This is a genomic window from Arthrobacter sp. D1-17, from assembly GCF_054130535.1.
The window spans coordinates 887989-907101 of record NZ_CP096382.1 but is presented as its reverse complement, the minus strand read 5'-3'; the positions used below and the strand labels follow the sequence as shown (position 1 = coordinate 907101).

Genomic DNA, 19113 nt, shown 5'->3' with positions numbered 1-19113 from the left:
TTGCCGGTACGGAGGTGCCATTGGGGCTGACACCCATTTCCGAGCGGTGCGCGCCCTGGGTTTCACCGCATGTGGGGGGTGGGGCCTCATGGACAAAGGACGCGGGCCGCGTAAGGCTAGTTGGATGCGGACTCCGCTCGAAACCAGGGCTTCCGGCGCGACATCCGGCCTGCCTCCGAAGGGACCGGCACAGTTGCTGTTCTGGCGACTGTTCATTATCAACGGATTGCTCTTTGCGATCGGCACGCTCGTATTGGCGCTTTCGCCCGCGACGGTATCGTCGCCCGTTCTGCTGACCGAGGTACCGGTCCTGCTCGTCGGACTGGCTCTCATCCTCACTGCGAACGCCGCCCTGGTGCGGGCCAGTCTGGCGCCGTTGGACGCGTTAACGACCGTGATGCGCCGGGGGGGCCTGCTGCGGCGCGGTGGCGATCGGGCAACCGAGGCCGGCAACGGGGACCTCGAACATCTCATCCGCACCTTCAATGAGATGCTCGACCGGTTGGAGGCGGAGAGCAGGGCGAGCAATGCCCTCGCGCTGGCCGCCCAGGAGGGGGAACGTCAGCGCATCTCGCGGGAACTGCACGACCAGATCGGCCAGAGCCTGACCGTTGCTCTCCTCAGTCTTAAGCGGGTTGTCGATCGATCTCCCGACGATCTGCGCGAGGAGAGCCTTGTCGCGCAGGAGGCGGTCCGCGCGAGCCTGGAGGAGGTCCGCCAGGTGGCGCAGCGTCTGCGCCCCGGTGTGCTCGCGGACCTGGGCCTGCGGAGCGCACTGAGTTCGCTGGGTTCGGAGTTCTCCCGTTCGAGCGGGATCCCGGTGGTTTGGGAGCTCGATGAGGAGCTTCCCGAGCTCAGCGGGGAGATCGAGCTGGTGCTGTACCGTATCGCGCAGGAGGCGCTCACCAATGTCGCCCGGCATGCGCACGCGACTCGAGTCGATGTCGCACTCACCTCGACGACGAAAGGGCTGACCCTGCGGATTCTCGACGACGGGCAGGGCGGTGACCTCCGCGAGGGCGCGGGCATCCGCGGGATGCGCGAACGCGCCCTGCTCATCGGTGCCGAGCTGACGGTCGCCGCCCGGCCGAGCGGGGGGACCGACGTTCGCCTCGTCGTTCCCGGCGTCGAGGCGAGGAGCTGAACCGATGGGCGAACCTACACGCATCCTGCTCGCCGACGACCACGCCCTGGTCCGCCGCGGCCTTCGCCTGATCCTCGACGCCGAACCCGATCTCACCGTCGTGGCCGAGGCCGCCGACGGCACAGAAGCGGTTGCCGCTGCGGCCGCAGGCGGGGTCGACCTCGCTGTTCTCGACATCGCCATGCCTCAGATGACCGGTATCCAGGCGGCACGGCAGATATCACGGAACGTACCCGAAGTGCGGATTCTCATCCTTTCGATGTACGACAATGAGCAGTACTTTTTTGAGGCGCTGCGAGCCGGGGCCTCGGGCTATGTGCTCAAGTCGGTCGCCGACCGCGACCTCATCGAGGCGTGCCGCGCAGCGATGCGCGGGGAGTCCTTTCTCTACCCCGGCGCGGTCACAGCGCTCATCCGCGACTACCTGGAGCGCGATCGCCGCGGCGACCGGATGCCGGACAGCATCCTCACAACCCGCGAGGAGCAAATTACGAAACTCATCGCAGAGGGAAATTCCGCCAAGGAGATCGGCGACATCCTGGGGATCAGCGTTAAGACCGTCGATCGCCACCGGGCCAATGTCCTGCAGAAGCTGGGGTTGCGCGACCGGCTGGACCTCACAAGGTTTGCCATCCGCACCGGGCTCATCGAGCCCTAAGACCAACTGCGCGAGCTCGGCGCGCAACGGCCCCGGCCAGGCCCGCGTAGGGCTTGGCCGGGGCCGTAGCTGCCGACGATTCGGGTGAGGACTCGAGGTTATCCTGCGACCTGGAACGTCAGGGTCTCGGTGAACGCCCGGCCGTAGACATCGCTCGACGTGACCGTGGCGGTGTGCTCGCCGGCGGCCAGATCGGAGGGCAGCTGCAGCCGCCAGAGGTGCATCGTGCGGTCAGCCAGGCTGCCGCCATTGACAAGCTGCTCCTGCACGGCCACTGGGTCAGACCACTCAGCACCGACGAGCTGACCTTCGCCCTGCATCTGCTGCGTGCGGACAGCCTCCACAGGCTGGCCGCCGTCGATCTGCACCTTCACCGTGGAGCCGGTGCTGCCCATCCAGAAGTTGGTGGTCAGCCATGTGGTGTTGGCGAGATCGTCCCGGGAGACCGTCAGCGGGCTGGTGAACTCGGGGGCCTTGCCCTTGTTCGCCAGGTTCTGTGCGTACCACTCGCGGTAGCGGGGAGTGTTCAGGCCAAGGGACATCTGCAGGGAGTCATCTTCCCCGCGGACGGTGAAACGCTCCTGGAACTCGGTGTTCTTGATGTCCAGGGTCAGCACGCCGGGCAGGCCGCCGTCGCGCTGGAAGGCCAGAGGATAACCTTCGGAGGTTTGCCGTCCGGAGTACCAGTCGCCGGAAATGGCGCCGGCGGTGATGTGGGTGAAGGGCAGGGCATCGATACCGAACAGCTCGGACCATCCCGCCAGGGAATCGCCTTTCCGCAGGTTCTCGATGCTGTGGGTGTGCCCGCCCACTGCAACAACCTTGCGGCCTTCGAGGATTTTGTAGATTTCCTTGACCTGCGCCACCTGGTGCTTGCTGCTGCCCTGGTCGGCATAGTCCAGCAGCGGGATGTGGGCGGCGAGCACGATCAGCTGGTTCGCCGGTACCTGGGCAATGTCCTGGCGCAGCCATTCAAGCTGCCGGTCGTCCAGGGAACCGGTGTAGTCGCCCTTGCGCGCCGGCAGCTTGGTGGGGAATTCCACGGTGTTCAGGGCTACAACGTGGGCCTTGCCGGCGTCGTAGGAGTAGTACTCCGGGCCCAGGTTGGCCCTGAACGTGTCGAACGTGTGCTCGCTGCTGGTCGCATCGAAGTCAAGGTCATGGTTGCCGGGCAGGAAGCGGGCCGGACCGTTGAGCATGCCGCTTAGTTCCCGGGTCTGCGGGTACAGGGACAGGTCGTCGCCAACAACGTCGCCAATAAACAGAGCACCGCAGCCCGCGTAGTCCTTGCGGGCGGCCAGGTCAGCGAAGGCGCCGGTGCGGGCGTAGGTCACCTCGTCCTGGTCATAGGTCTGGACGTCACCGCCAATCACGCAGTGCTGCTCGGGCGACTGCGTCAGCTTGCTCTGGGCCAGCGGGAAGTTGACCTGGTCCGGCAGCGGACCGGTCGGCTTGATGCCGCCGAAGCGCAGTTCCGGTGAACCGGCCGGCAGGTGGTGGTAGAAGAACTGGGCGACGTTGTCTTCATCCACGGGAACCTGGTAGCCGCGGGGCTGGGTCACGAACACGGTCATGTTGTCGAACGCGGGCAGCTTGTAACGGCCCTCGCTGTCGGTCTTCGTAACGTCGCGACCGTTGGACACGGTCACGCCGGCAAGACCGCGCTCGTTGCCGTCCTGCACGGAGTCCTGGTCCTCGTCGACGAAGGCGACCCCGTCGATGACCTGCTGGTCCTCGTCCGGTCCTTTGACCACGTTGACGCTTCCACGGTAGGCCGAGTCTGGCCAGTCGGCAGCATCTGCGGCGTGGCCGGCAGCAGGGTTCAGCAGGGCCGCAGCGGCGATGACTGCCAGCGTGCTGGCGGTCAGGGCCAAAGGCCGGGCGGGGCACAACTTGGACGGTCTGGCAATCGGGTACACGAAGATCCTCCGGTTGAGTGAAAGCTGCCGGCCGCTTCAGCCGGCGCGTCCACCCTCACAGGACCGGGTGAACACTTCCCCACGGTCCGGCCACGGGAAGCGGACGTATACGTAACCACTTCCCCGGCTGAAAGTGGCGCCCAGCACTGAGCATGCACGTTAACCGGGAGTTTGCTTGCATGCGATTTCGTGCCGGATGTATAGTCGCTCATCCCCCGCAACGAGGCGGGCAGGACGGTCAGGACCGGTGACAGCGATGAAAAAGATCATGTGGACCATTGCCGCGGTGGCAGTGGTCTTTCTCATCATCGGCGGAACTGTCGAGGCCGTCGGATTTTTGCTCTGGGTGGCTCCGATACTCCTGCTCGGGGCCGTCCTGCTGTTCTTCCTAAGCCGCTCCGGCGGCCGCCGCATCCCCTGACATCCCCGTGACGGTGGAGGCCTCCCATGCTGCCTGGAATCATCACCTATTCCTATCCGCCCGACGCCGGTGGGCAAAGCCTGGCCGGGACCTTCTACCTTGATGTCGCCACCGGCCGCTTTGAATGGTCAGAGGAAGTGTTCCAGATCCACGGCTACTCCCCCGGCGAGGTGGTTCCCACTCTTGACCTGCTTCTGGCGCACAAGCACCCGCAGGACAGAGAACACATCCGACGGATCATCGCCGACCTCTGTTCCCGCGGCGGCCGGCGGGCCATGTTCCACCGGATAATCGACAGCCGCGGGCGCGAGCACCATGTGTTCACGGCTGCCGAGGCATGCGAGGACTCGGGCAGGATTACGGGGATGCGGGGTTTTACCGTGGACCTGAGCCGGACTGTTGAATCGGCGAACCGTCACGCTGCCGACCAGGCTATCCGGGGCATGTATGCGAGCCGGGAGATCATCGAACAGGCCAAGGGAATCATTATGGGACTCCGCGGCGGAACCCCCGAGCAGGCATTCAGCCTTCTGGCTGGCCGCAGCCAAAATGCCAACATCAAGCTGGCCACACTGGCGGCGCAGCTCGTGGATGCTGCCGGGCGGGGCAGCGCGCGTGAAGAGCTCGCAGGTTGGTCGGAACGGAAGCGGCTGCTGGACCGGACCCCGTAGGTGAGCCTTCCTGTGCAAACCACGACTCAAAGGAATACCCATGGAGGAATGGCCGGAGGGGCCTCTCCTGCTCGGGGTGCCCATTGTTCCTCAAGAAGGTTAAGGGGTCTGGCAGGGCGTCCGGACCGGGTCTACATTGCTGGGTGAGGAGCTGCATCCGCGGCTCCCGGAACACTGTGGTCCAGGAGGAAACGATGAGCCCCACCCCCAAGCAGCCCGTGACCGACGACAGCATCAAGGTGCGCCAGGTCAGCCATTACCAATTCAGCTGGGTGGCGGGAGAGGCCGGCAGGCCCGGAACGTGGACCCTTCAGCTGGTCCTCGATCAAGGGGCATGGGAGGAAGTCCTCACCTTGGACTCGCAGGACGCCGACAACCTCCAGGACCTGCTGTCAACGTCGGAAACGGTGTTCTACGACGTGCCGCGCCGCACCCTCATGTTTGGCACCACCAGCGCCGGGCACCACTGACGACGGCGGTGCTGCCGCCGTCGGACGCTTCGTGGCCGGACGCCAGAGCCGGCCGCTGCAGAACCGGCCGCTGCAGAAAATTGCCGAAAAGCCACCCCGCGTACACCGTGCGGAAACCTTCAGTGAGCAAACTGGGACAGCATGGCCGTTACCTGAAGGGACTCCACGATGATGACGCAGGACGAATTCATGCCTGCGCTGGGCGAAGAATCCGCCCGCGCCTTGCCCGCAGACCTCGCCCCCGGCGACCTGGTTGAGGGGCGCCGCGGCGGGCGCCTGCTGCACCGGGGCAGGGTCACCGACGTCGCCGCGCACCAGGGACTGCTGTGGATCATGGATACGGTTTCGGGCAGCCGCAGGCTGTTGGACAGCTCGGAACTGGACATCACGCGCCCATCGGAGCTGGAGAGCGCCTAGCCCTCATGGTTTCTCCTGGTCGGCCTCACGGGGATTGAGTCCTGCCAACCGCTCGATGACGTGCAGTCCGGCCGGTGTTCCTGGCCAGTGGCGGCGGAACGCTTCGGGCCCCGCGGAACGGATTACGGAGCGAAGGACCCAGGCGACGATGATGACGTCGTCCGCGTAACCGATGACCGGGAGGAAGTCCGGGACGAGATCCACCGGCATCACCAGGTATGCCATAAGCAGGAGCAGCCTGATCCGGACACCTGACGCGACTGTTCTGTCGGCTGCCATCCGGCGGATCAGACGCAACAGATCAGGCAGAAGACGCAAAGCATCCTTCATACTGACGACCTCTGGGTTGCGCCGGGCATAGACCCACAGACCCGCCAAAAGAATCACGTACACGCAGCCCAATCCGATCAGGATTCCCAGAGCGCCGTCCCACCACTGCATAACCGCTGCTCCCGCTCCTCTTCCTGCCGCGTTCCTGCCGCGCTCCCGCGCCCGGGCGGAATCCGGATCCTTCCGAACAATAACCGTAAGCACCGCACTGGCGCTCTCCCTCTGCCCTAAACTCTTCCGGCCGCCGGCGCAACGCCCCATCATCGGCTGACCAGGCAAGCAGCTTGCTCCTCATAGATCCGACGACGGGAGGGACCCTTCACCGCCGGTGTTCTGCAGGGTTTTCCCAAGCAGTCCCACGCATGGTTTACCAGGGTCAAGCAACGGCTCAGGGGGCAACACCGGTCTCGTGCATGACGCATGTGGAGGACCGATGGCAACACGCAGGGATGTTTTGAAACTCGGCATGTTGGGCGGTGCTGTTGCCGTTTCCGGCGTCGGGGTGGCCCCGGCTTCGTCGGGGGCGAAGGCGAGCGGCGGGGAGGGGGCGACAACGACGTCGGGCTCGTCACCGAGCCAGCTGGCACCGGCCAACATGCCGGTCCCGTACCGGGCGCTTTTCCGGCGGCCTCCCGAGCTGGTGCCCTATGCCACGGGCAGGGACCCCGATGGCCGGCCATTCGCGAAGTACTCCCTCTCGGAGCGGCTGGGCCAGGTGCAGATAGCGAACGGGCTGCTGACCACGATCGCAGGCTACAACGGAATCTTTCCGGGTCCGACGGTCAGGGTTCCGCAGGGCACCCGGACGGAGTTTCGGATCAGCAACCGCCTCCCCTCGAAAGGCCTGCTGTACCCGGACACATTCAACACGGCCACGCACCTGCACGGCTCGGCGTCGCTGCCGCAGTATGACGGGTACGCGAATGACCGCACAGCCCCGGGCAAGGTAAAGAACTACCACTACCCGAACTGGCAGCCCGCGCGAACGCTTTGGTACCACGACCACAACCACCTGCTCACGGCGCAAGGTGTCTATTCCGGACTGGCGGCGATGTACCTGCTGTCTGACCCCTATGAGCAGGCGCAGCTCCCCCAGGGTGAATTCGATGTGCCCATGCTGGTCTCGGACGTGATGCTAAACGCAAACGCCTCACTGGGCTACAACGACAACGGCCGCTCTGGCCTGTGGGGTGACATCATCCTGGTCAACGGCGTTCCGTGGTCCACGATGAAGGTCAAGCCCAGAATCTACAGGTTCCGGTTCCTCATCGGTTCAATCACACGCTCCTACCGCTTCGCTCTATCCAATGGGAAGCCGTTTTACGTTGTTGCCACCGACGGCGGCATGACGCGGAAGGTCGAAGCGGTGTCATCGTGGCGGCAGGGTACCGCAGAACGCTATGAGGTGCTGGTCGACTTCCGTGGCTACAGGCCCGGCCAGACCGTCGACCTGAGGAACCTGAGCAACAAGAACAACGTGAATTTCGCCAACACCGGCAAGGTCATGCGGTTCGAGGTTGTGGCGGACTCCCCGTCACTGATGCCCGGATCCCGTACCCTCAGCTCCATCCCTTCCACGCTTGACCCCGGCGAGCATCCCACCAGGGACTCCGGCGGTATCGAAACAATGAAGCTGACCACCGACATGGTGGTGGCCAAGAAGGTCCTGCGTGTAAAGCGTGAGGGCGGAGAGTGGACCATCAACGGCGTGACATGGGAGGATGTGGAAGCGTCCGGCTTCAGAAAGTGCTTCTCCACGCCGGAGCGCAACGAGGTGGAGCAGTGGACCATCGTCAATGATTCCGGCGGCTGGTTCCACCCCGTGCACATCCACCTCATCGACGGCAAGATCATCGGACGCAACACCAACGGCGGCAAACCTTTCGCTTGGGAAAAGGGCCCGAAGGACGTCTTCTACGCCGGCGAGAACGAATCCGTCACGGTCCTGATGCAGTTCGACACCGGAAAGCACGAAGGCGGCCGGTACATGGTCCACTGCCACAACCTGGTGCACGAGGACCACGACATGATGGTGCAGTTTGCGGTGGGCGACCTGGAAAACAACGACCCCATCTCCGCTGACCCGCCTGTGCCGGAAACAGTGCCGGAGAGTTTCTTCGCCTCGACCTACCGGCTCGCCTATCCGGCAGGGACCTGACATGGAAAGACGCGGCCTGGTCGCATCGTTGGTGCTGCTGGCCGTGTCACTGGCGGGCTGCACCGGGGGCGGGGACCCGGCGGTGCCCGCTTCTGGTGGTCCGCCTGCCAGCGCCGCATCTGCCGCTGCCGGTGGGCCCGCTGATGGGGACTCGGTCCTTTCGCAGGTGGAGGAAGGCCAGGACTTGGGAAACGGCCGGCCCGAGGTCAGCTACGACGGGCTGATGGTGCGGCGCCGGGTGGTCATCGCCGTGCACTCGGACTCCAATGCAGACATGTTGAGCGTCCGTCAGCAGCTGGGCGCAGCAGCAGCGGCCCGCGATATGGTCCTGGACGCCATCTCCCCCACCGTCCTTGAGCCGGCAGTGCTCCAGCACGTCATGCCTGAACTGATCGTCGCACTCCCTGCAGCGGCCACGCTTGACGACGGCCGGGCCCTGACGGACCAGGCCGTTCGGGAAAGAGTGGGAGAAGCAACGCAGGCACTGGCCGCTGAGCACTTTCACGTCCTCCCCGTCCTGGTGCATGACCTCAAATTCACCATCGCCACCGCCACCCCTGCTGCACTCTCGGCTGCAGTCGACAAGGAAGGAATTCTCTCGGATGCCCTAGGGAATTATGGAACAACTGTCGACGGCGGGAAGGTCGCCTTCAGCTACACCGGACCGCTGCTGGGCGACGGCACAGTGGCAAGCGTCCGTGCCGGCATCGCCCGCCAGGCGGGCGTGGCCGCTTCCGCCGTCGCCGTCGGCCCCCGATCCCTGGCCGGCACCGGGGTGGACATGGCCGCAGAACCACCCTGGGACCCGGAGGTGGTTGAGGAAAAACCCGGCCACGCGCACGGCTGACCGGCACCGGGGGCCGCACAGGCAGAGGCCATAACCACCGTCCGGCATAACTTGAGGAACAGCGGGTATCTCTAAGAGCGAGAAAGCCTCGCGCAGCAGGAATGCCAGAGGCCACGAGGATCGGAGCGGGATGTCCACCAAAGCCAAGTCGAATGGCGTGAAGCAGAGCGCCCTGCCCAAGCCGATCACACTGCCTGGCATTTTTTTGGGGGTGGGGCTTGGCGGATTCGTTGACGGGATCCTGCTCCACCAGGTCCTGCAGTGGCACCACATGCTTTCCAGTTCCGACACTGCCAATATCGACATTGGCTCCCACCCCGTCACCACCGTGGCCGGCCTGGAAATGAACACTCTGTGGGACGGGTTCTTCCACACGGCCACCTGGCTAGCCGTGGTCGTAGGGCTGGGAATTCTTTACTCCCGCATCACCATGTCCCGGGGCAGGATCTGGACGTCCAGGGTCCTGTGGGGATGGATGCTGCTTGGCTGGGGCGCATTCAACGTCGTCGAAGGCGTCACAAACCACCACATACTCGGCATCCACCACGTGATCAGCGGCGAGTTCCAGATCCTTGCCGACATCCTGTTCCTGGTTTTCGGCGTCCTCCTGATCGTCGGCGGCTGGTTGCTGCAGCGTTCAGGCCAGCCGCTGGACGCGGACAGGTAGTGTGCCGCCTCGCTGCCGGCCTCGGGAGCATGGCGGAGCCGACACACAAAGGGTGCGGCCCCCAAGAACTGGTCCACAATGGGCCGCACCTTTCGCTTTGTGAATCAATCTTTCTTGAAGGCGTCCTTGACGTGCTCGCCGGCCTGCTTCAGGTCCGACTTGGCCTGATCACCCTGGCCTTCGGCCTTAAGGCTGTCATCGCCGCTTGCGTCGCCAGCAGCTTCCTTGCCCTTGCCGCCCAGCTTTTCCGCCGCGTTGCCGATCTTGTCATCCAAACCCATGGTGTCACTCCCTACGGTTGGCTGCCCGCCGGCGGGTTGCCGGCGGCTCGCCTTCGCATCTTAGGCACGGAGGCGTGCAGGCGCACAAGGGCGGCCGGTTGCCTCAGTCTGCGGATTCCGGCACGTTCCCGGGCATAACTAACCGCCATGACAGCCGACCCATAGAGCCGCCGCAGCCCAAGGCGACTGTGGTGCACACCCCTGTACACTTGACGGAGGTGAGCCGGGAAGTCTGGTCGGCAGTGTATTCGCTGACCCAATTTTAGGATTTTAATGAGCCAGTCACCTTCGCCCGTCCCTCCCCGCCCCACGATCTTCGGCCGCGGCAGTTATGCCGAGGCCCTCCGCATCGGAGAAATCCTGCGGAAGGAAACGGTGGGCGGGGCCCTCTTGGTCATCGCCGCCGTCATCGCCCTGATCTGGGCCAACTCCCCCGCCTCCGAAAGCTACTTCGCGCTGCGGGACTTCACATTCGGCTACGAACCCTGGCACCTCGAACTCAGCCTCGGAGCCTGGGCGGCCGATGGCCTGCTGGCCATCTTCTTCTTCCTCGTGGGCCTCGAACTCAAACGCGAATTTGTAGCCGGCGACCTGCGACAGCTGAACAAGTCGGTGGTCCCGGTAGCCGCCGCAGCCGGCGGGGTCCTGGCTCCGGCGCTGATCTACGCTGCGGTGAACATCAGCAGCCCGGAAACCCTCAGAGGCTGGGCCATCCCCACGGCGACCGACATCGCGTTTGCGGTTGCAGTACTGGCGATCATCGGTTCGCACCTGCCGAGCGCCCTGCGGATCTTCCTGCTCACACTCGCCGTGGTGGATGACCTGATAGCCATCAGCATCATCGCGATCTTCTACTCCTCGGACATCCAGGCGGTGCCGCTGCTGCTGGCACTCCTGCCCTTGGGCCTTTACCTGCTGCTGGCGCAAAAGTTCCGGCGCTTCTTCGGAACGCACCCGGCCGCCGCCTGGCTTATCCTGCTGCCGCTCGGAATCATCACCTGGGCGCTCGTGCACGCGTCCGGAATCCACGCAACGGTGGCTGGCGTGCTCCTGGGCTTCGCCGTCCCTGTCATCCGATCGCAGGCCAGCGGCGGATCGGAAGCCGGCCCAGGGCTTGCAGAGATCTTTGAACATCGCTTCCGCCCGATTTCCGCGGGCATCGCCGTTCCCGTCTTCGCCTTTTTCTCGGCCGGGGTGGCCGTCGGCGGTGCGGAAGGTCTGGTTTCGGCGTTCACGGGTCCGGTAGCCCTGGGCATTGTTCTGGCGCTGGTGCTCGGCAAACCCATTGGCATCATGGGCACCACCTGGCTGCTCACGAAGACCACCAAGGCGAGGCTGGACGGTTCCTTTAAGTGGATCGACGTCTTCGGCATCTCGCTCCTGGCCGGCATCGGCTTCACCGTTTCACTGCTGGTGGCGGAGCTCAGCTTCGGTCATGGGAGCCTAAATGATGATCACGCCAAAGTCGGTGTCCTCTCAGCTTCCCTGCTGGCTGCCCTGCTCGCTGCCGTGGTGCTGCGGATCAGGAACCGCCACTATCGCAAGGCGGAAGAAGAGGAAAAGGTCGATTCAGATCAGGACGGCGTCCCGGACGTCTACCAGTCCGACCGGACAGTCTGACCCTCCACCCCCAACTGCCTGCAGTTGTGGTCGTATTCGCCCCCCACAACGACCACGACTGCCAGTTAGTTGGGTGGCAGGGCGGGGATTGCGCTAGTAACGTGGAGTTTTCGCACGCCAGGGGCTAACCGGGAGTGGATATCGTGGGCAAAGATGGACAAAGCAGTGTAGACCAGCGCAACCTTGACGGACGCAACGCGCACCACAGCAGCAACGGCCAGCGCAGCCCGCAGCAGCACAGTGATCGAACCATGCCGGCCGGCTGGAACGCGGGAGCAGTCGAGCTGATCCTGGTCCGGCACGGCGAGAGCCAGGGCAACGTGGCCGCTTCAGACGCACAGGCGGCAGGCTTGGACGTAATCGATGTTCCCGCCCGCGACGCTGACGTCGAACTCTCCGACACCGGCCGGGAACAAGTTCTGGCCCTGGGCCGTGCACTGGCGGACACCCCCGAAGAGCTGCGTCCCGACGTCGTCATCTCCTCGCCGTACATGCGCGCATTCCGGACGGCGGAACTGGCGGTTCAGACGGCCGGCTGGCCGGTGACCGTCCGCAGCGACGAGCGGCTCCGGGACCGCGAGCTCGGCATTCTCGACATGCTGACCAGCACCGGCGTGGAGAACCGGTTCCCGGAGGAAGCAGAACGACGGCGGTGGCTGGGTAAGTTTTACTACCGTCCGCCGGGCGGGGAATCCTGGGCGGACGTGGCGCTGCGGGTACGCTCCGTACTCGGGGAACTGAACGCGCTGGGCAGCGGGCACCGGGTGATGCTGGTTTGCCACGACGCGGTGGTGATGCTGTTCCGCTATGTGCTCGAGGGCATGTCCGAGCGGGAGCTGCTTGACCTCGCCGCGGGCACGTCAGTCCTCAACGCGTCGGTTACCCGATACGTGCGCCCGGAAGGCGCCGGGCCGTGGACGCTGGAGAGCTTCAACGTTGCCGAGCACCTGGAACGGCACGGCGTCCAGGTCACCGAACATGCAGGAGATGCCAGTGTCCACCCGAAATGAGTCCAGGCCAGCCAAGGAAGATGCCGCCAGTGACACTGCCGCGCAGGACTCTCCTCCGGCTCAGATCACGCCGTCGCTGCTGCGCGACTGGCCGCTGCCCTCCGCCGGCGCGGACAAGTATTCACGCGGCGCGGTGCTGGTGATCGGCGGCGCCCGGCGGACACCCGGAGCCGCGTTGCTGGCCGGAACCGCCGCGCTCCGCGCCGGTGCCGGCAGGCTGACCCTCGCAGTGCCGGAATCGGTGGCCGTGCACCTGGCAGTTACGCTGCCGGAAGCCGGAGTCATCGGCCTGCGTGAATCCGCTGGAGGGTCTCTGGGTTATGACGGTCTGGAAGCTTTGTTCGAGGACTTTGACTCCGCTGACACCGTGCTGATCGGACCGGGACTGGACGACATCGACGGCACCGAAGCGTTGCTCAGGGAGCTGCTCCGGCACGAAGCAGCGCGCACCACTGGTCAGGACGGCGACGGCGGGCCCGCTGCCATTGTTCTGGACGCCTATGCCCTGGGTTGCCTTTCCAAGCTGGTGGACTACCTGGACCCGTGGGCAGGCAGGCTTATACTTACGCCCAATCCCACCGAGGCGGCTATTCTGCTCGGCCAGGACGCGGATCTGGGCGACGAAAGCACGTTGGCGGCCGCCGTTGTCGAAATCTCGGAAAAGTACCGGGCCGTGGTGAGCTGCCAGGGTTTGATCGCCCGCCCGCCCGGCGGCGACGCGCCGGAAGCTGCGGAACGCTGGCAGATCACCACCGGCTATGGCGGGCTGGGCACCTCCGGCAGCGGAGACATTCTGGCGGGCGCCATCGCAGGGCTCCGGGCAAGGGGCGCCACCGACGCGCAGGCCGCCTGCTGGGGCACGCATCTGCACGCAGCCGCCGGTGACCGGCTCGCAAGCCGGCTGGGGAGCCTCGGCTTCCTGGCCCGCGAACTGGCCGACGAGCTGCCTCCCCTGATGATGGAGCTGAACACGTAGCGGTCTGCAGGCAGCGGCTGCAGATTCACGTCTCCGGACACAGGGGAGGCCCGGAGCCCAACGGGCCCCGGGCCATCCCTTACGGGAGAATCCGGCGTATCCTGCCCATGCGCTATGCAGCGCGGTGGCGTGCTCCCGGGCTAACCGCCCCGAAAGGCAGATAACGCGTTCACCGGCTTCTCCCTGTCTCGCGGAGGCTATGCGTTGATCTCCTGCCGAGCCCCCTTGGTTTCGATTTGGATCTTCCGGGGCTGAGCCTTCTCCGCGACCGGAATCCGCAGAGTCAGCACACCGGCGTCGTAATTGGCCTTGATGCTTTCCGTATCCAGGGTGTCGCCCAGGATCAGCTGCCGGCTGAACACACCGCGGGGACGTTCGGAGGCAATCATCTCCGTGTCCTTGCCTACGGGGTCAGGTCGCTCAGCCTTAACCGTCAGGACGTTCCGTTCAATGTCCAGGTCGACGGAGTCAACATTCACACCGGGCAGGTCGAAGGCCACGACGAATTCCTTGTCTTCCTGCCATGCATCCATCGGCATGGCGGCGGGACGCGCCGTTGTGCCAAGGACCTGCTGGGCGAGCCTGTCCAGCTCGCGGAACGGATCGGTGCGCATCAACATGGCTTTCCCTCCTCTTGGGTGAGACGGTCCATTCAGTTATTCCTACCAACCGGATCTATATCGGTTGGTACAGATTTTTTGTAGCACCGAGGATAGGGTCGCGCAAGGGGTGTAGCCAAAAAAGTTTTTCCGGCTTTCAGGACCGTCGCAGACGCCGGTCACGGGTGAGGCAGCATCCACGCGGATTAGGAAGTATGCTTACCACCGGACAGCAAGAACTGGACAGTAAGAAACCAGACAGTTAAACCTGCAGCATGCTGGCACAACGGGACGGACTGCCGTACCGAAGGTCCGGCACACGTCGTAAGGAGTAATGCCATGATTGGATTCATTGTCGCCGGGCTCATCATCGGAGCCCTCGCCCGCCTGATCAAACCGGGCAAGCAGAACCTCGGCCTCGGGGCCACCCTGTTGCTAGGCCTGGCCGGCTCCGTTATTGGCGGCGTCGTCGCAAGCCTGCTCGGAACGGGGGACATCTTCGAGCTGAACGTTCTCGGGTTTATTGTCGCCGTCGTTGCTGCCGTGCTGCTCATCGGCGTCGCCGAAAGCGTGGTCGGCCGCAGGCGGATCCGCCGGTAGCCCCCGCCGCCCTCAGGGACTCAAGCTCACGCCCTGACTCCGGGCAACCGCGCGGTCAGGCCGGGAGCGAACACCCCGACCGCGCCAACCCCGCGCCTTGGAAGGCAGCCAGCCCGCGCCTCCTCTTGTTTGCCTGCACGGCGAGCGCTATTTTAAGCGTGGGATTGAGCTCTAGCAGTCAGGGCACAGAGACCCCTTAGCCAGGAGCGAGTCAGTGTCGACCATCTCCAACGCCCAGCTTCCCGGAGGGGCCCACCGCCCACCCGGCGACCGATTGTGGTGCTCCGAATGCCGCACGGACGAGCACCTGATCGTCGAGTCCATCGAAGCTTTGCACCCTCCCCAAGACGGCATGGTGGAGGTGTCCTACACCTGTGTCGAATGCGACTACTTCTACGGGCACCCCGCGACGGTTCACGACGTTGCTGCCGTCCTGAACCGGCACGGCCAGATGCTGGGCGTCCTGCAGTTCGGCGGCGATTACTTCCACTGCGGTGCTCCCATGATATCGGTGGGCTCGGGAACCAGCAGCATCTCCGGCCGGGAGCTGACACTGCGGCGTACCATCCATGACGTTCACCTCCCCACCCGCCTGCTCCGCTGCGGTTGCGGCTTCCAAATGGAAGTACCGGACTAGGGCAGCGCCTGACTGGCGCAGAATCGAACCGAAAATTCAGCCCGAACCGCACCTGGCGGGTGCGGCGGTAGGACTTTTACGGGCTCCCGGGAAACCGGGCGTACGAAAGGTAAATAGGATGCGTCGGCGGCAACCCGCCGACGTTACCGGAACTGGTGAGGAGATACGGATATGACTATCAAGGCACGCGACATTATGACCGGCGGCGTGGAATGCGTCGGCGCAAATGAAACCCTTGAGCAGGCCGCCAGGAAGATGAAAGAGCTCGACGTCGGCGCGCTTCCGATATGCGGTGAGGACAACCGACTGAAGGGAATGGTCACGGACCGGGACATAGTGGTCAAATGCCTCGCCGAGGGCGGCGACCCGCGCACCGCAAAGGCGGGCGATTTTGGAGAAGGAAAGCCAGTCACCATCGGCGCTGACGACTCCATCGAGGAAGCCATCAGGACCATGCAGGAGCATCAGGTCCGCCGGCTGCCTGTCATCGACGGCCACGATCTAGTCGGCATGCTGAGCCAAGCTGATATCGCGAGGAATTACCCCGAAGAGCGGGTAGGCGAACTGGTTGAATTTATTTCGTACTAGGAGTTCGGGCCCGCCCCGGTTGCAGGCTATTCTCCCGGCCGGCCAGGGCCGGCCCACCGTCCGCCAGCGCATTCAGCTGCGCCACGCGGGGTGCGCCTTTCCAAGCCCTTGATCTCAAATGGCAAACATTTCATCAAAGATGCTTAGTATCCGATACTAATCATGCTTACTATGTTGTTGCCGGCATTGACCAAGGAGACTTATTTATGCGCAAGCTGCTTGTTATGACCACAGCCGTACTGGCCCTGCTCGTAGGCGGTATTTCGTTTGCCCTGCCATCGCAGGCTGGAACTTCCGCTTCGCTCTTTTCCGCGCGGGTCCAGGCGCCGGTGCAAACCGCAGGTGATCCGCAGGCGGCGGAAACTCCAACGCCCACCAGCGAATCAAGCGCTTCCGCGACTCCCTCAGGAAATCCCGTGAATCCGGGAACGGGCGAACCGGCCGAGTCCGAGGGGGCACGCCTCGACTGGGCTCCCTACGTCATTGGTGCGATTGTCCTTGGCGCGATCCTCGCGGCGGTCCTATGGCGCCGTCGCCGGCACGACAAGACGGTGGTTTAGAGACTTGATCTAAAGACTTGGCCGCCACTAGGGCGGCCAATGAAAAAGGAGAAACGAAAATGGTCACTTCCAATCGCGCAGCCGGCGCCAGGAGCCGACTGCAACTGGCAGCCCAGGTCGTGGGGGCAGTGTTCCTGCTCGTCGGCATTCTGGGCTTCATCCCCGGCATCACCAGCAATTTCGGTGCCATGGGTTTCGCAGGGCACACCTCCGAGGCGCTGCTCTTAGGCGTTTTCCAAGTTTCAATCCTTCACAACATCGTTCATCTCCTCTTCGGGGTGGCCGGCATCATGATGGCCCGCAATCCAGGCCAGGCGAAGAACTACCTGCTCTACGGCGGCATCATCTACCTGGTCCTGTGGCTGTACGGCCTGATCATCAACCTCAACACGCCTGCCAACTTTGTGCCGGTCAACATGGCTGACAACTGGCTGCACTTCGTGCTCGGCGCCGGAATGGTTGCCCTGGCACTGCTCCTGTCCCGGCAGGGAGTGGGCGCTGCACATCCCCGGGCGGGGCACTGACACTGTGTTCCACACAGTTTGATTAACGACGACGGCGGCCCTGCACCTTCGCGGGGCCGCCGCACTTTTGCCCTTTTACTGTTGCACCGCCCTTCGGCGGGTTATTCTGATCCTGTCGGTTCCGTGAACCGCACCTGGTTCCGTCCGGCGCCGCAGTAAAGCGGGCCCCTGCAACGACGCCCAGGAGTGGCAGACGATGTCCAAACTTCAGCAGTCACCAGTTTCGACCACTACCGTCACGCCCTCGCCGCCGAAACGCAAGGGCCGGATCGTGGTCAGCTGGATCACCAGCACCGACCACAAAACCATCGGGTACCTGTACCTGATCACCTCCTTCGTGTTCTTCTGCCTGGGCGGTGTGATGGCCCTGCTCATCCGCGCCGAGCTGTTCGAACCCGGCATGCAGGTGCTGGTCACTAAAGAGCAGTACAACCAGATGTTCACCATGCACGGCACAGTCATGCTGCTGATGTTCGCCACACCGCTCTTCGCGGGCTTCGCAAACGTCATTATGCCGCTGCAGATAGGCGCACCGGACGTCGCCTTCCCTCGGCTGAATGCCCTGGCTTACTGGTTCTTCCTCTTCGGCTCCACCATCGCCGTGTCCGGCTTCATCACCCCCCAAGGCTCGGCGTCATTCGGCTGGACAGCCTACACTCCGTTGTCCAACACGACATTCACGCCCGGCGTAGGCGGTGACCTGTGGGTGTTCGGCCTGGCATTGTCCGGCTTTGGCACCATTCTGGGGGCCGTCAACTTCATCACCACCATTATCTGCATGCGCGCCCCGGGCATGACCATGTGGCGGATGCCGATCTTCACCTGGAACACCCTCGTAACGGCAGTCTTGGTGATCATGGCCTTCCCCCCGCTGGCGGCAGCGCTTTTCGGACTCGGTGCGGACCGGAAATTCGGCGCTCACGTCTATGACCCGGAAAATGGCGGTGCCATCCTCTGGCAGCACCTGTTCTGGTTCTTCGGCCACCCGGAGGTGTACATCATCGCGCTGCCGTTCTTCGGTATCGTGACGGAGATCTTCCCCGTATTCAGCCGCAAGCCGATCTTCGGTTACAAGGGCCTTGTCTACGCAACGATCGCAATTGGGGCTCTCTCGGTCACTGTGTGGGCACATCACATGTACGTCACCGGCGCTGTGCTGCTGCCGTTCTTCGCACTGATGACCATGTTCATCGCGGTTCCGACGGGCGTGAAGTTCTTCAACTGGATTGGCACCATGTGGGGCGGTTCGCTGACGTTCGAGACCCCGATGCTGTGGAGCATCGGCTTTCTCATCACGTTCCTCTTCGGCGGCCTCACCGGCATCATCCTGGCTTCCCCGCCGCTGGACTTCCACGTCTCGGACACTTACTTCGTGGTGGCGCATTTCCACTACGTGGTCTTCGGCACCGTGGTCTTCGCGATGTTCGCCGGCTTCTACTTCTGGTGGCCGAAGTGGACGGGCAAGATGCTCAACGAACGCCTCGGCAAGATCCACTTCTGGATGCTGTTCGTGGGCTTCCACGGCACCTTCCTGATTCAGCACTGGCTTGGCGTTGCCGGCTTCCCCCGCCGCTACGCGGACTACATGCCCCAGGACAACTTCACCTGGATGAACCAGTTCTCCACGTACGGTTCCTTCTTGCTGGGGGCGTCCCTCCTGCCCTTCTTCTGGAACGTCTGGATCACGTCGCGCAGCCACCGGAGGGTCGACGTAGATGATCCTTGGGGCTTCGGCGCTTCACTGGAGTGGGCCACGTCCTGCCCGCCGCCGCGCCACAACTTCACGTCCCTGCCGCGCATCCGCTCGGAACGCCCGGCGCTGGACCTGCATCATCCGGAGCTCCGGGTGCGCGAGCACGAAGCGGTCCACTCCCCGGCCGCCGACGTACTGGGGGCAGCGGACATAGGAGCCAAGGACGTGCGGGACCCGAACCCGGACAAGTAAGACCCCAGAATCCTTTGGTGAGTGGAGGACGTCCCGCCCGATGACTGGGCACAGGACGTTCCCCGCTCAAA

At 64.1% G+C, this 19113-nt stretch carries 22 protein-coding genes; 18 read left to right on the top strand and 4 right to left on the bottom strand.

Annotated elements, in window-relative coordinates; genetic code table 11:
* The first annotated feature begins 124 nt into the window (after window positions 1-124).
* Both M1E01_RS04245 and M1E01_RS04240 read left to right on the top strand, forming a co-directional pair.
* The gene (locus tag M1E01_RS04245; protein ID WP_457973862.1) at window positions 125-1144 is read left to right on the top strand and encodes a sensor histidine kinase; all 1020 of its coding nucleotides are present in this window, start codon (window positions 125-127) and stop codon (window positions 1142-1144) included.
* A gap of 4 nt (window positions 1145-1148) precedes the next feature.
* Entirely contained in the window at window positions 1149-1802 is a 654-nt protein-coding gene (locus tag M1E01_RS04240) for a response regulator (RefSeq protein WP_457973861.1), read from the top strand.
* 98 nt (window positions 1803-1900) lie between these two features.
* Here the strand turns inward: M1E01_RS04240 and M1E01_RS04235 are convergent, their stop codons facing one another.
* On the bottom strand, window positions 1901-3721 hold the full coding sequence (locus M1E01_RS04235; RefSeq protein WP_457973860.1) for a calcineurin-like phosphoesterase C-terminal domain-containing protein: 1821 nt from the start codon (window positions 3719-3721) through the stop codon (window positions 1901-1903).
* A gap of 256 nt (window positions 3722-3977) precedes the next feature.
* Here M1E01_RS04235 and M1E01_RS04230 point away from each other — a divergent pair, with 256 nt between their 5' ends.
* The 4 genes from M1E01_RS04230 to M1E01_RS04215 all read left to right on the top strand — a co-directional run bounded on the left by M1E01_RS04230 (window position 3978) and on the right by M1E01_RS04215 (window position 5700).
* Window positions 3978-4142 carry a hypothetical protein gene (locus tag M1E01_RS04230; RefSeq protein WP_457973859.1) on the top strand — a complete coding sequence of 55 codons (165 nt, stop codon included), beginning with the start codon at window positions 3978-3980 and terminating at the stop codon, window positions 4140-4142.
* Window positions 4143-4168: 26 nt separating this feature from the next.
* Complete coding sequence (locus M1E01_RS04225; RefSeq protein WP_457973858.1) at window positions 4169-4813, top strand: PAS and ANTAR domain-containing protein; 645 nt, start codon at window positions 4169-4171, stop codon at window positions 4811-4813.
* 194 nt (window positions 4814-5007) lie between these two features.
* The gene (locus tag M1E01_RS04220; protein ID WP_457973857.1) at window positions 5008-5283 is read left to right on the top strand and encodes a hypothetical protein; all 276 of its coding nucleotides are present in this window, start codon (window positions 5008-5010) and stop codon (window positions 5281-5283) included.
* A gap of 168 nt (window positions 5284-5451) precedes the next feature.
* Complete coding sequence (locus M1E01_RS04215) at window positions 5452-5700, top strand: hypothetical protein (RefSeq protein ID WP_457973856.1); 249 nt, start codon at window positions 5452-5454, stop codon at window positions 5698-5700.
* 3 nt (window positions 5701-5703) lie between these two features.
* On the opposite strand, the gene M1E01_RS04210 is transcribed toward M1E01_RS04215, so the two are convergent.
* Window positions 5704-6141, bottom strand: coding sequence for a YkvA family protein (locus tag M1E01_RS04210; protein WP_457973854.1), 438 nt, complete (start codon window positions 6139-6141; stop codon window positions 5704-5706).
* Between the two features lie 322 nt (window positions 6142-6463).
* Here M1E01_RS04210 and M1E01_RS04205 point away from each other — a divergent pair, with 322 nt between their 5' ends.
* The 3 genes from M1E01_RS04205 to M1E01_RS04195 all read left to right on the top strand — a co-directional run bounded on the left by M1E01_RS04205 (window position 6464) and on the right by M1E01_RS04195 (window position 9702).
* On the top strand, window positions 6464-8188 hold the full coding sequence (locus tag M1E01_RS04205; protein WP_457973853.1) for a multicopper oxidase family protein: 1725 nt from the start codon (window positions 6464-6466) through the stop codon (window positions 8186-8188).
* A gap of 1 nt (window position 8189) precedes the next feature.
* Window positions 8190-9035 (top strand): hypothetical protein, encoded by an 846-nt coding sequence (locus tag M1E01_RS04200; RefSeq protein WP_457973852.1) that lies wholly within the window; start codon window positions 8190-8192, stop codon window positions 9033-9035.
* 130 nt (window positions 9036-9165) lie between these two features.
* Complete coding sequence (locus M1E01_RS04195) at window positions 9166-9702, top strand: DUF2243 domain-containing protein (protein ID WP_457973851.1); 537 nt, start codon at window positions 9166-9168, stop codon at window positions 9700-9702.
* 104 nt (window positions 9703-9806) lie between these two features.
* Here M1E01_RS04195 and M1E01_RS04190 read toward each other — a convergent pair whose 3' ends face one another.
* The gene (locus M1E01_RS04190) at window positions 9807-9983 is read right to left on the bottom strand and encodes a CsbD family protein (protein ID WP_457973850.1); all 177 of its coding nucleotides are present in this window, start codon (window positions 9981-9983) and stop codon (window positions 9807-9809) included.
* Window positions 9984-10256: 273 nt separating this feature from the next.
* Between M1E01_RS04190 and nhaA the strand changes: the two genes are divergently transcribed.
* The 3 genes from nhaA to M1E01_RS04175 all read left to right on the top strand — a co-directional run bounded on the left by nhaA (window position 10257) and on the right by M1E01_RS04175 (window position 13589).
* On the top strand, window positions 10257-11603 hold the full coding sequence (gene nhaA / locus M1E01_RS04185) for a Na+/H+ antiporter NhaA (protein WP_457973849.1): 1347 nt from the start codon (window positions 10257-10259) through the stop codon (window positions 11601-11603).
* Between the two features lie 251 nt (window positions 11604-11854).
* The gene (locus M1E01_RS04180; protein WP_457974858.1) at window positions 11855-12613 is read left to right on the top strand and encodes a histidine phosphatase family protein; all 759 of its coding nucleotides are present in this window, start codon (window positions 11855-11857) and stop codon (window positions 12611-12613) included.
* 64 nt (window positions 12614-12677) lie between these two features.
* Window positions 12678-13589 (top strand): NAD(P)H-hydrate dehydratase, encoded by a 912-nt coding sequence (locus tag M1E01_RS04175; RefSeq protein ID WP_457974857.1) that lies wholly within the window; start codon window positions 12678-12680, stop codon window positions 13587-13589.
* A gap of 197 nt (window positions 13590-13786) precedes the next feature.
* Here the strand turns inward: M1E01_RS04175 and M1E01_RS04170 are convergent, their stop codons facing one another.
* Entirely contained in the window at window positions 13787-14209 is a 423-nt protein-coding gene (locus M1E01_RS04170) for an Hsp20/alpha crystallin family protein (RefSeq protein ID WP_457973848.1), read from the bottom strand.
* 318 nt (window positions 14210-14527) lie between these two features.
* Between M1E01_RS04170 and M1E01_RS04165 the strand changes: the two genes are divergently transcribed.
* The 6 genes from M1E01_RS04165 to ctaD all read left to right on the top strand — a co-directional run bounded on the left by M1E01_RS04165 (window position 14528) and on the right by ctaD (window position 19042).
* Window positions 14528-14788: a GlsB/YeaQ/YmgE family stress response membrane protein gene (locus M1E01_RS04165; protein ID WP_457973847.1), complete on the top strand. Its 261-nt coding sequence runs from the start codon at window positions 14528-14530 to the stop codon at window positions 14786-14788.
* Window positions 14789-15002: 214 nt separating this feature from the next.
* Complete coding sequence (locus M1E01_RS04160) at window positions 15003-15425, top strand: hypothetical protein (protein WP_457973846.1); 423 nt, start codon at window positions 15003-15005, stop codon at window positions 15423-15425.
* Between the two features lie 171 nt (window positions 15426-15596).
* Window positions 15597-16013, top strand: a complete 417-nt coding sequence (locus M1E01_RS04155; RefSeq protein ID WP_457973845.1) for a CBS domain-containing protein — start codon at window positions 15597-15599, stop codon at window positions 16011-16013.
* Window positions 16014-16237: 224 nt separating this feature from the next.
* Window positions 16238-16573: a hypothetical protein gene (locus tag M1E01_RS04150; RefSeq protein WP_457973844.1), complete on the top strand. Its 336-nt coding sequence runs from the start codon at window positions 16238-16240 to the stop codon at window positions 16571-16573.
* A gap of 59 nt (window positions 16574-16632) precedes the next feature.
* Window positions 16633-17097: a DUF4383 domain-containing protein gene (locus tag M1E01_RS04145; RefSeq protein WP_457973843.1), complete on the top strand. Its 465-nt coding sequence runs from the start codon at window positions 16633-16635 to the stop codon at window positions 17095-17097.
* Window positions 17098-17293: 196 nt separating this feature from the next.
* On the top strand, window positions 17294-19042 hold the full coding sequence (ctaD, locus tag M1E01_RS04140; protein ID WP_457973842.1) for an aa3-type cytochrome oxidase subunit I: 1749 nt from the start codon (window positions 17294-17296) through the stop codon (window positions 19040-19042).
* Window positions 19043-19113 lie beyond the last annotated feature (71 nt).

Coding starts and splice junctions, on each gene's coding strand:
- M1E01_RS04245 (WP_457973862.1), top strand. CDS start 125: ATGCGGACTCCGCTCGAAACCAGGGCTTCCGGCGCGACATCCGGCCTG.
- M1E01_RS04240 (WP_457973861.1), top strand. CDS start 1,149: ATGGGCGAACCTACACGCATCCTGCTCGCCGACGACCACGCCCTGGTC.
- M1E01_RS04230 (WP_457973859.1), top strand. CDS start 3,978: ATGAAAAAGATCATGTGGACCATTGCCGCGGTGGCAGTGGTCTTTCTC.
- M1E01_RS04225 (WP_457973858.1), top strand. CDS start 4,169: ATGCTGCCTGGAATCATCACCTATTCCTATCCGCCCGACGCCGGTGGG.
- M1E01_RS04220 (WP_457973857.1), top strand. CDS start 5,008: ATGAGCCCCACCCCCAAGCAGCCCGTGACCGACGACAGCATCAAGGTG.
- M1E01_RS04215 (WP_457973856.1), top strand. CDS start 5,452: ATGATGACGCAGGACGAATTCATGCCTGCGCTGGGCGAAGAATCCGCC.
- M1E01_RS04210 (WP_457973854.1), bottom strand. CDS start 6,141: ATGCAGTGGTGGGACGGCGCTCTGGGAATCCTGATCGGATTGGGCTGC.
- M1E01_RS04205 (WP_457973853.1), top strand. CDS start 6,464: ATGGCAACACGCAGGGATGTTTTGAAACTCGGCATGTTGGGCGGTGCT.
- M1E01_RS04200 (WP_457973852.1), top strand. CDS start 8,190: ATGGAAAGACGCGGCCTGGTCGCATCGTTGGTGCTGCTGGCCGTGTCA.
- M1E01_RS04195 (WP_457973851.1), top strand. CDS start 9,166: ATGTCCACCAAAGCCAAGTCGAATGGCGTGAAGCAGAGCGCCCTGCCC.
- M1E01_RS04190 (WP_457973850.1), bottom strand. CDS start 9,983: ATGGGTTTGGATGACAAGATCGGCAACGCGGCGGAAAAGCTGGGCGGC.
- nhaA (WP_457973849.1), top strand. CDS start 10,257: ATGAGCCAGTCACCTTCGCCCGTCCCTCCCCGCCCCACGATCTTCGGC.
- M1E01_RS04180 (WP_457974858.1), top strand. CDS start 11,855: ATGCCGGCCGGCTGGAACGCGGGAGCAGTCGAGCTGATCCTGGTCCGG.
- M1E01_RS04170 (WP_457973848.1), bottom strand. CDS start 14,209: ATGTTGATGCGCACCGATCCGTTCCGCGAGCTGGACAGGCTCGCCCAG.
- M1E01_RS04165 (WP_457973847.1), top strand. CDS start 14,528: ATGATTGGATTCATTGTCGCCGGGCTCATCATCGGAGCCCTCGCCCGC.
- M1E01_RS04155 (WP_457973845.1), top strand. CDS start 15,597: ATGACTATCAAGGCACGCGACATTATGACCGGCGGCGTGGAATGCGTC.
- M1E01_RS04150 (WP_457973844.1), top strand. CDS start 16,238: ATGACCACAGCCGTACTGGCCCTGCTCGTAGGCGGTATTTCGTTTGCC.
- M1E01_RS04145 (WP_457973843.1), top strand. CDS start 16,633: ATGGTCACTTCCAATCGCGCAGCCGGCGCCAGGAGCCGACTGCAACTG.
- ctaD (WP_457973842.1), top strand. CDS start 17,294: ATGTCCAAACTTCAGCAGTCACCAGTTTCGACCACTACCGTCACGCCC.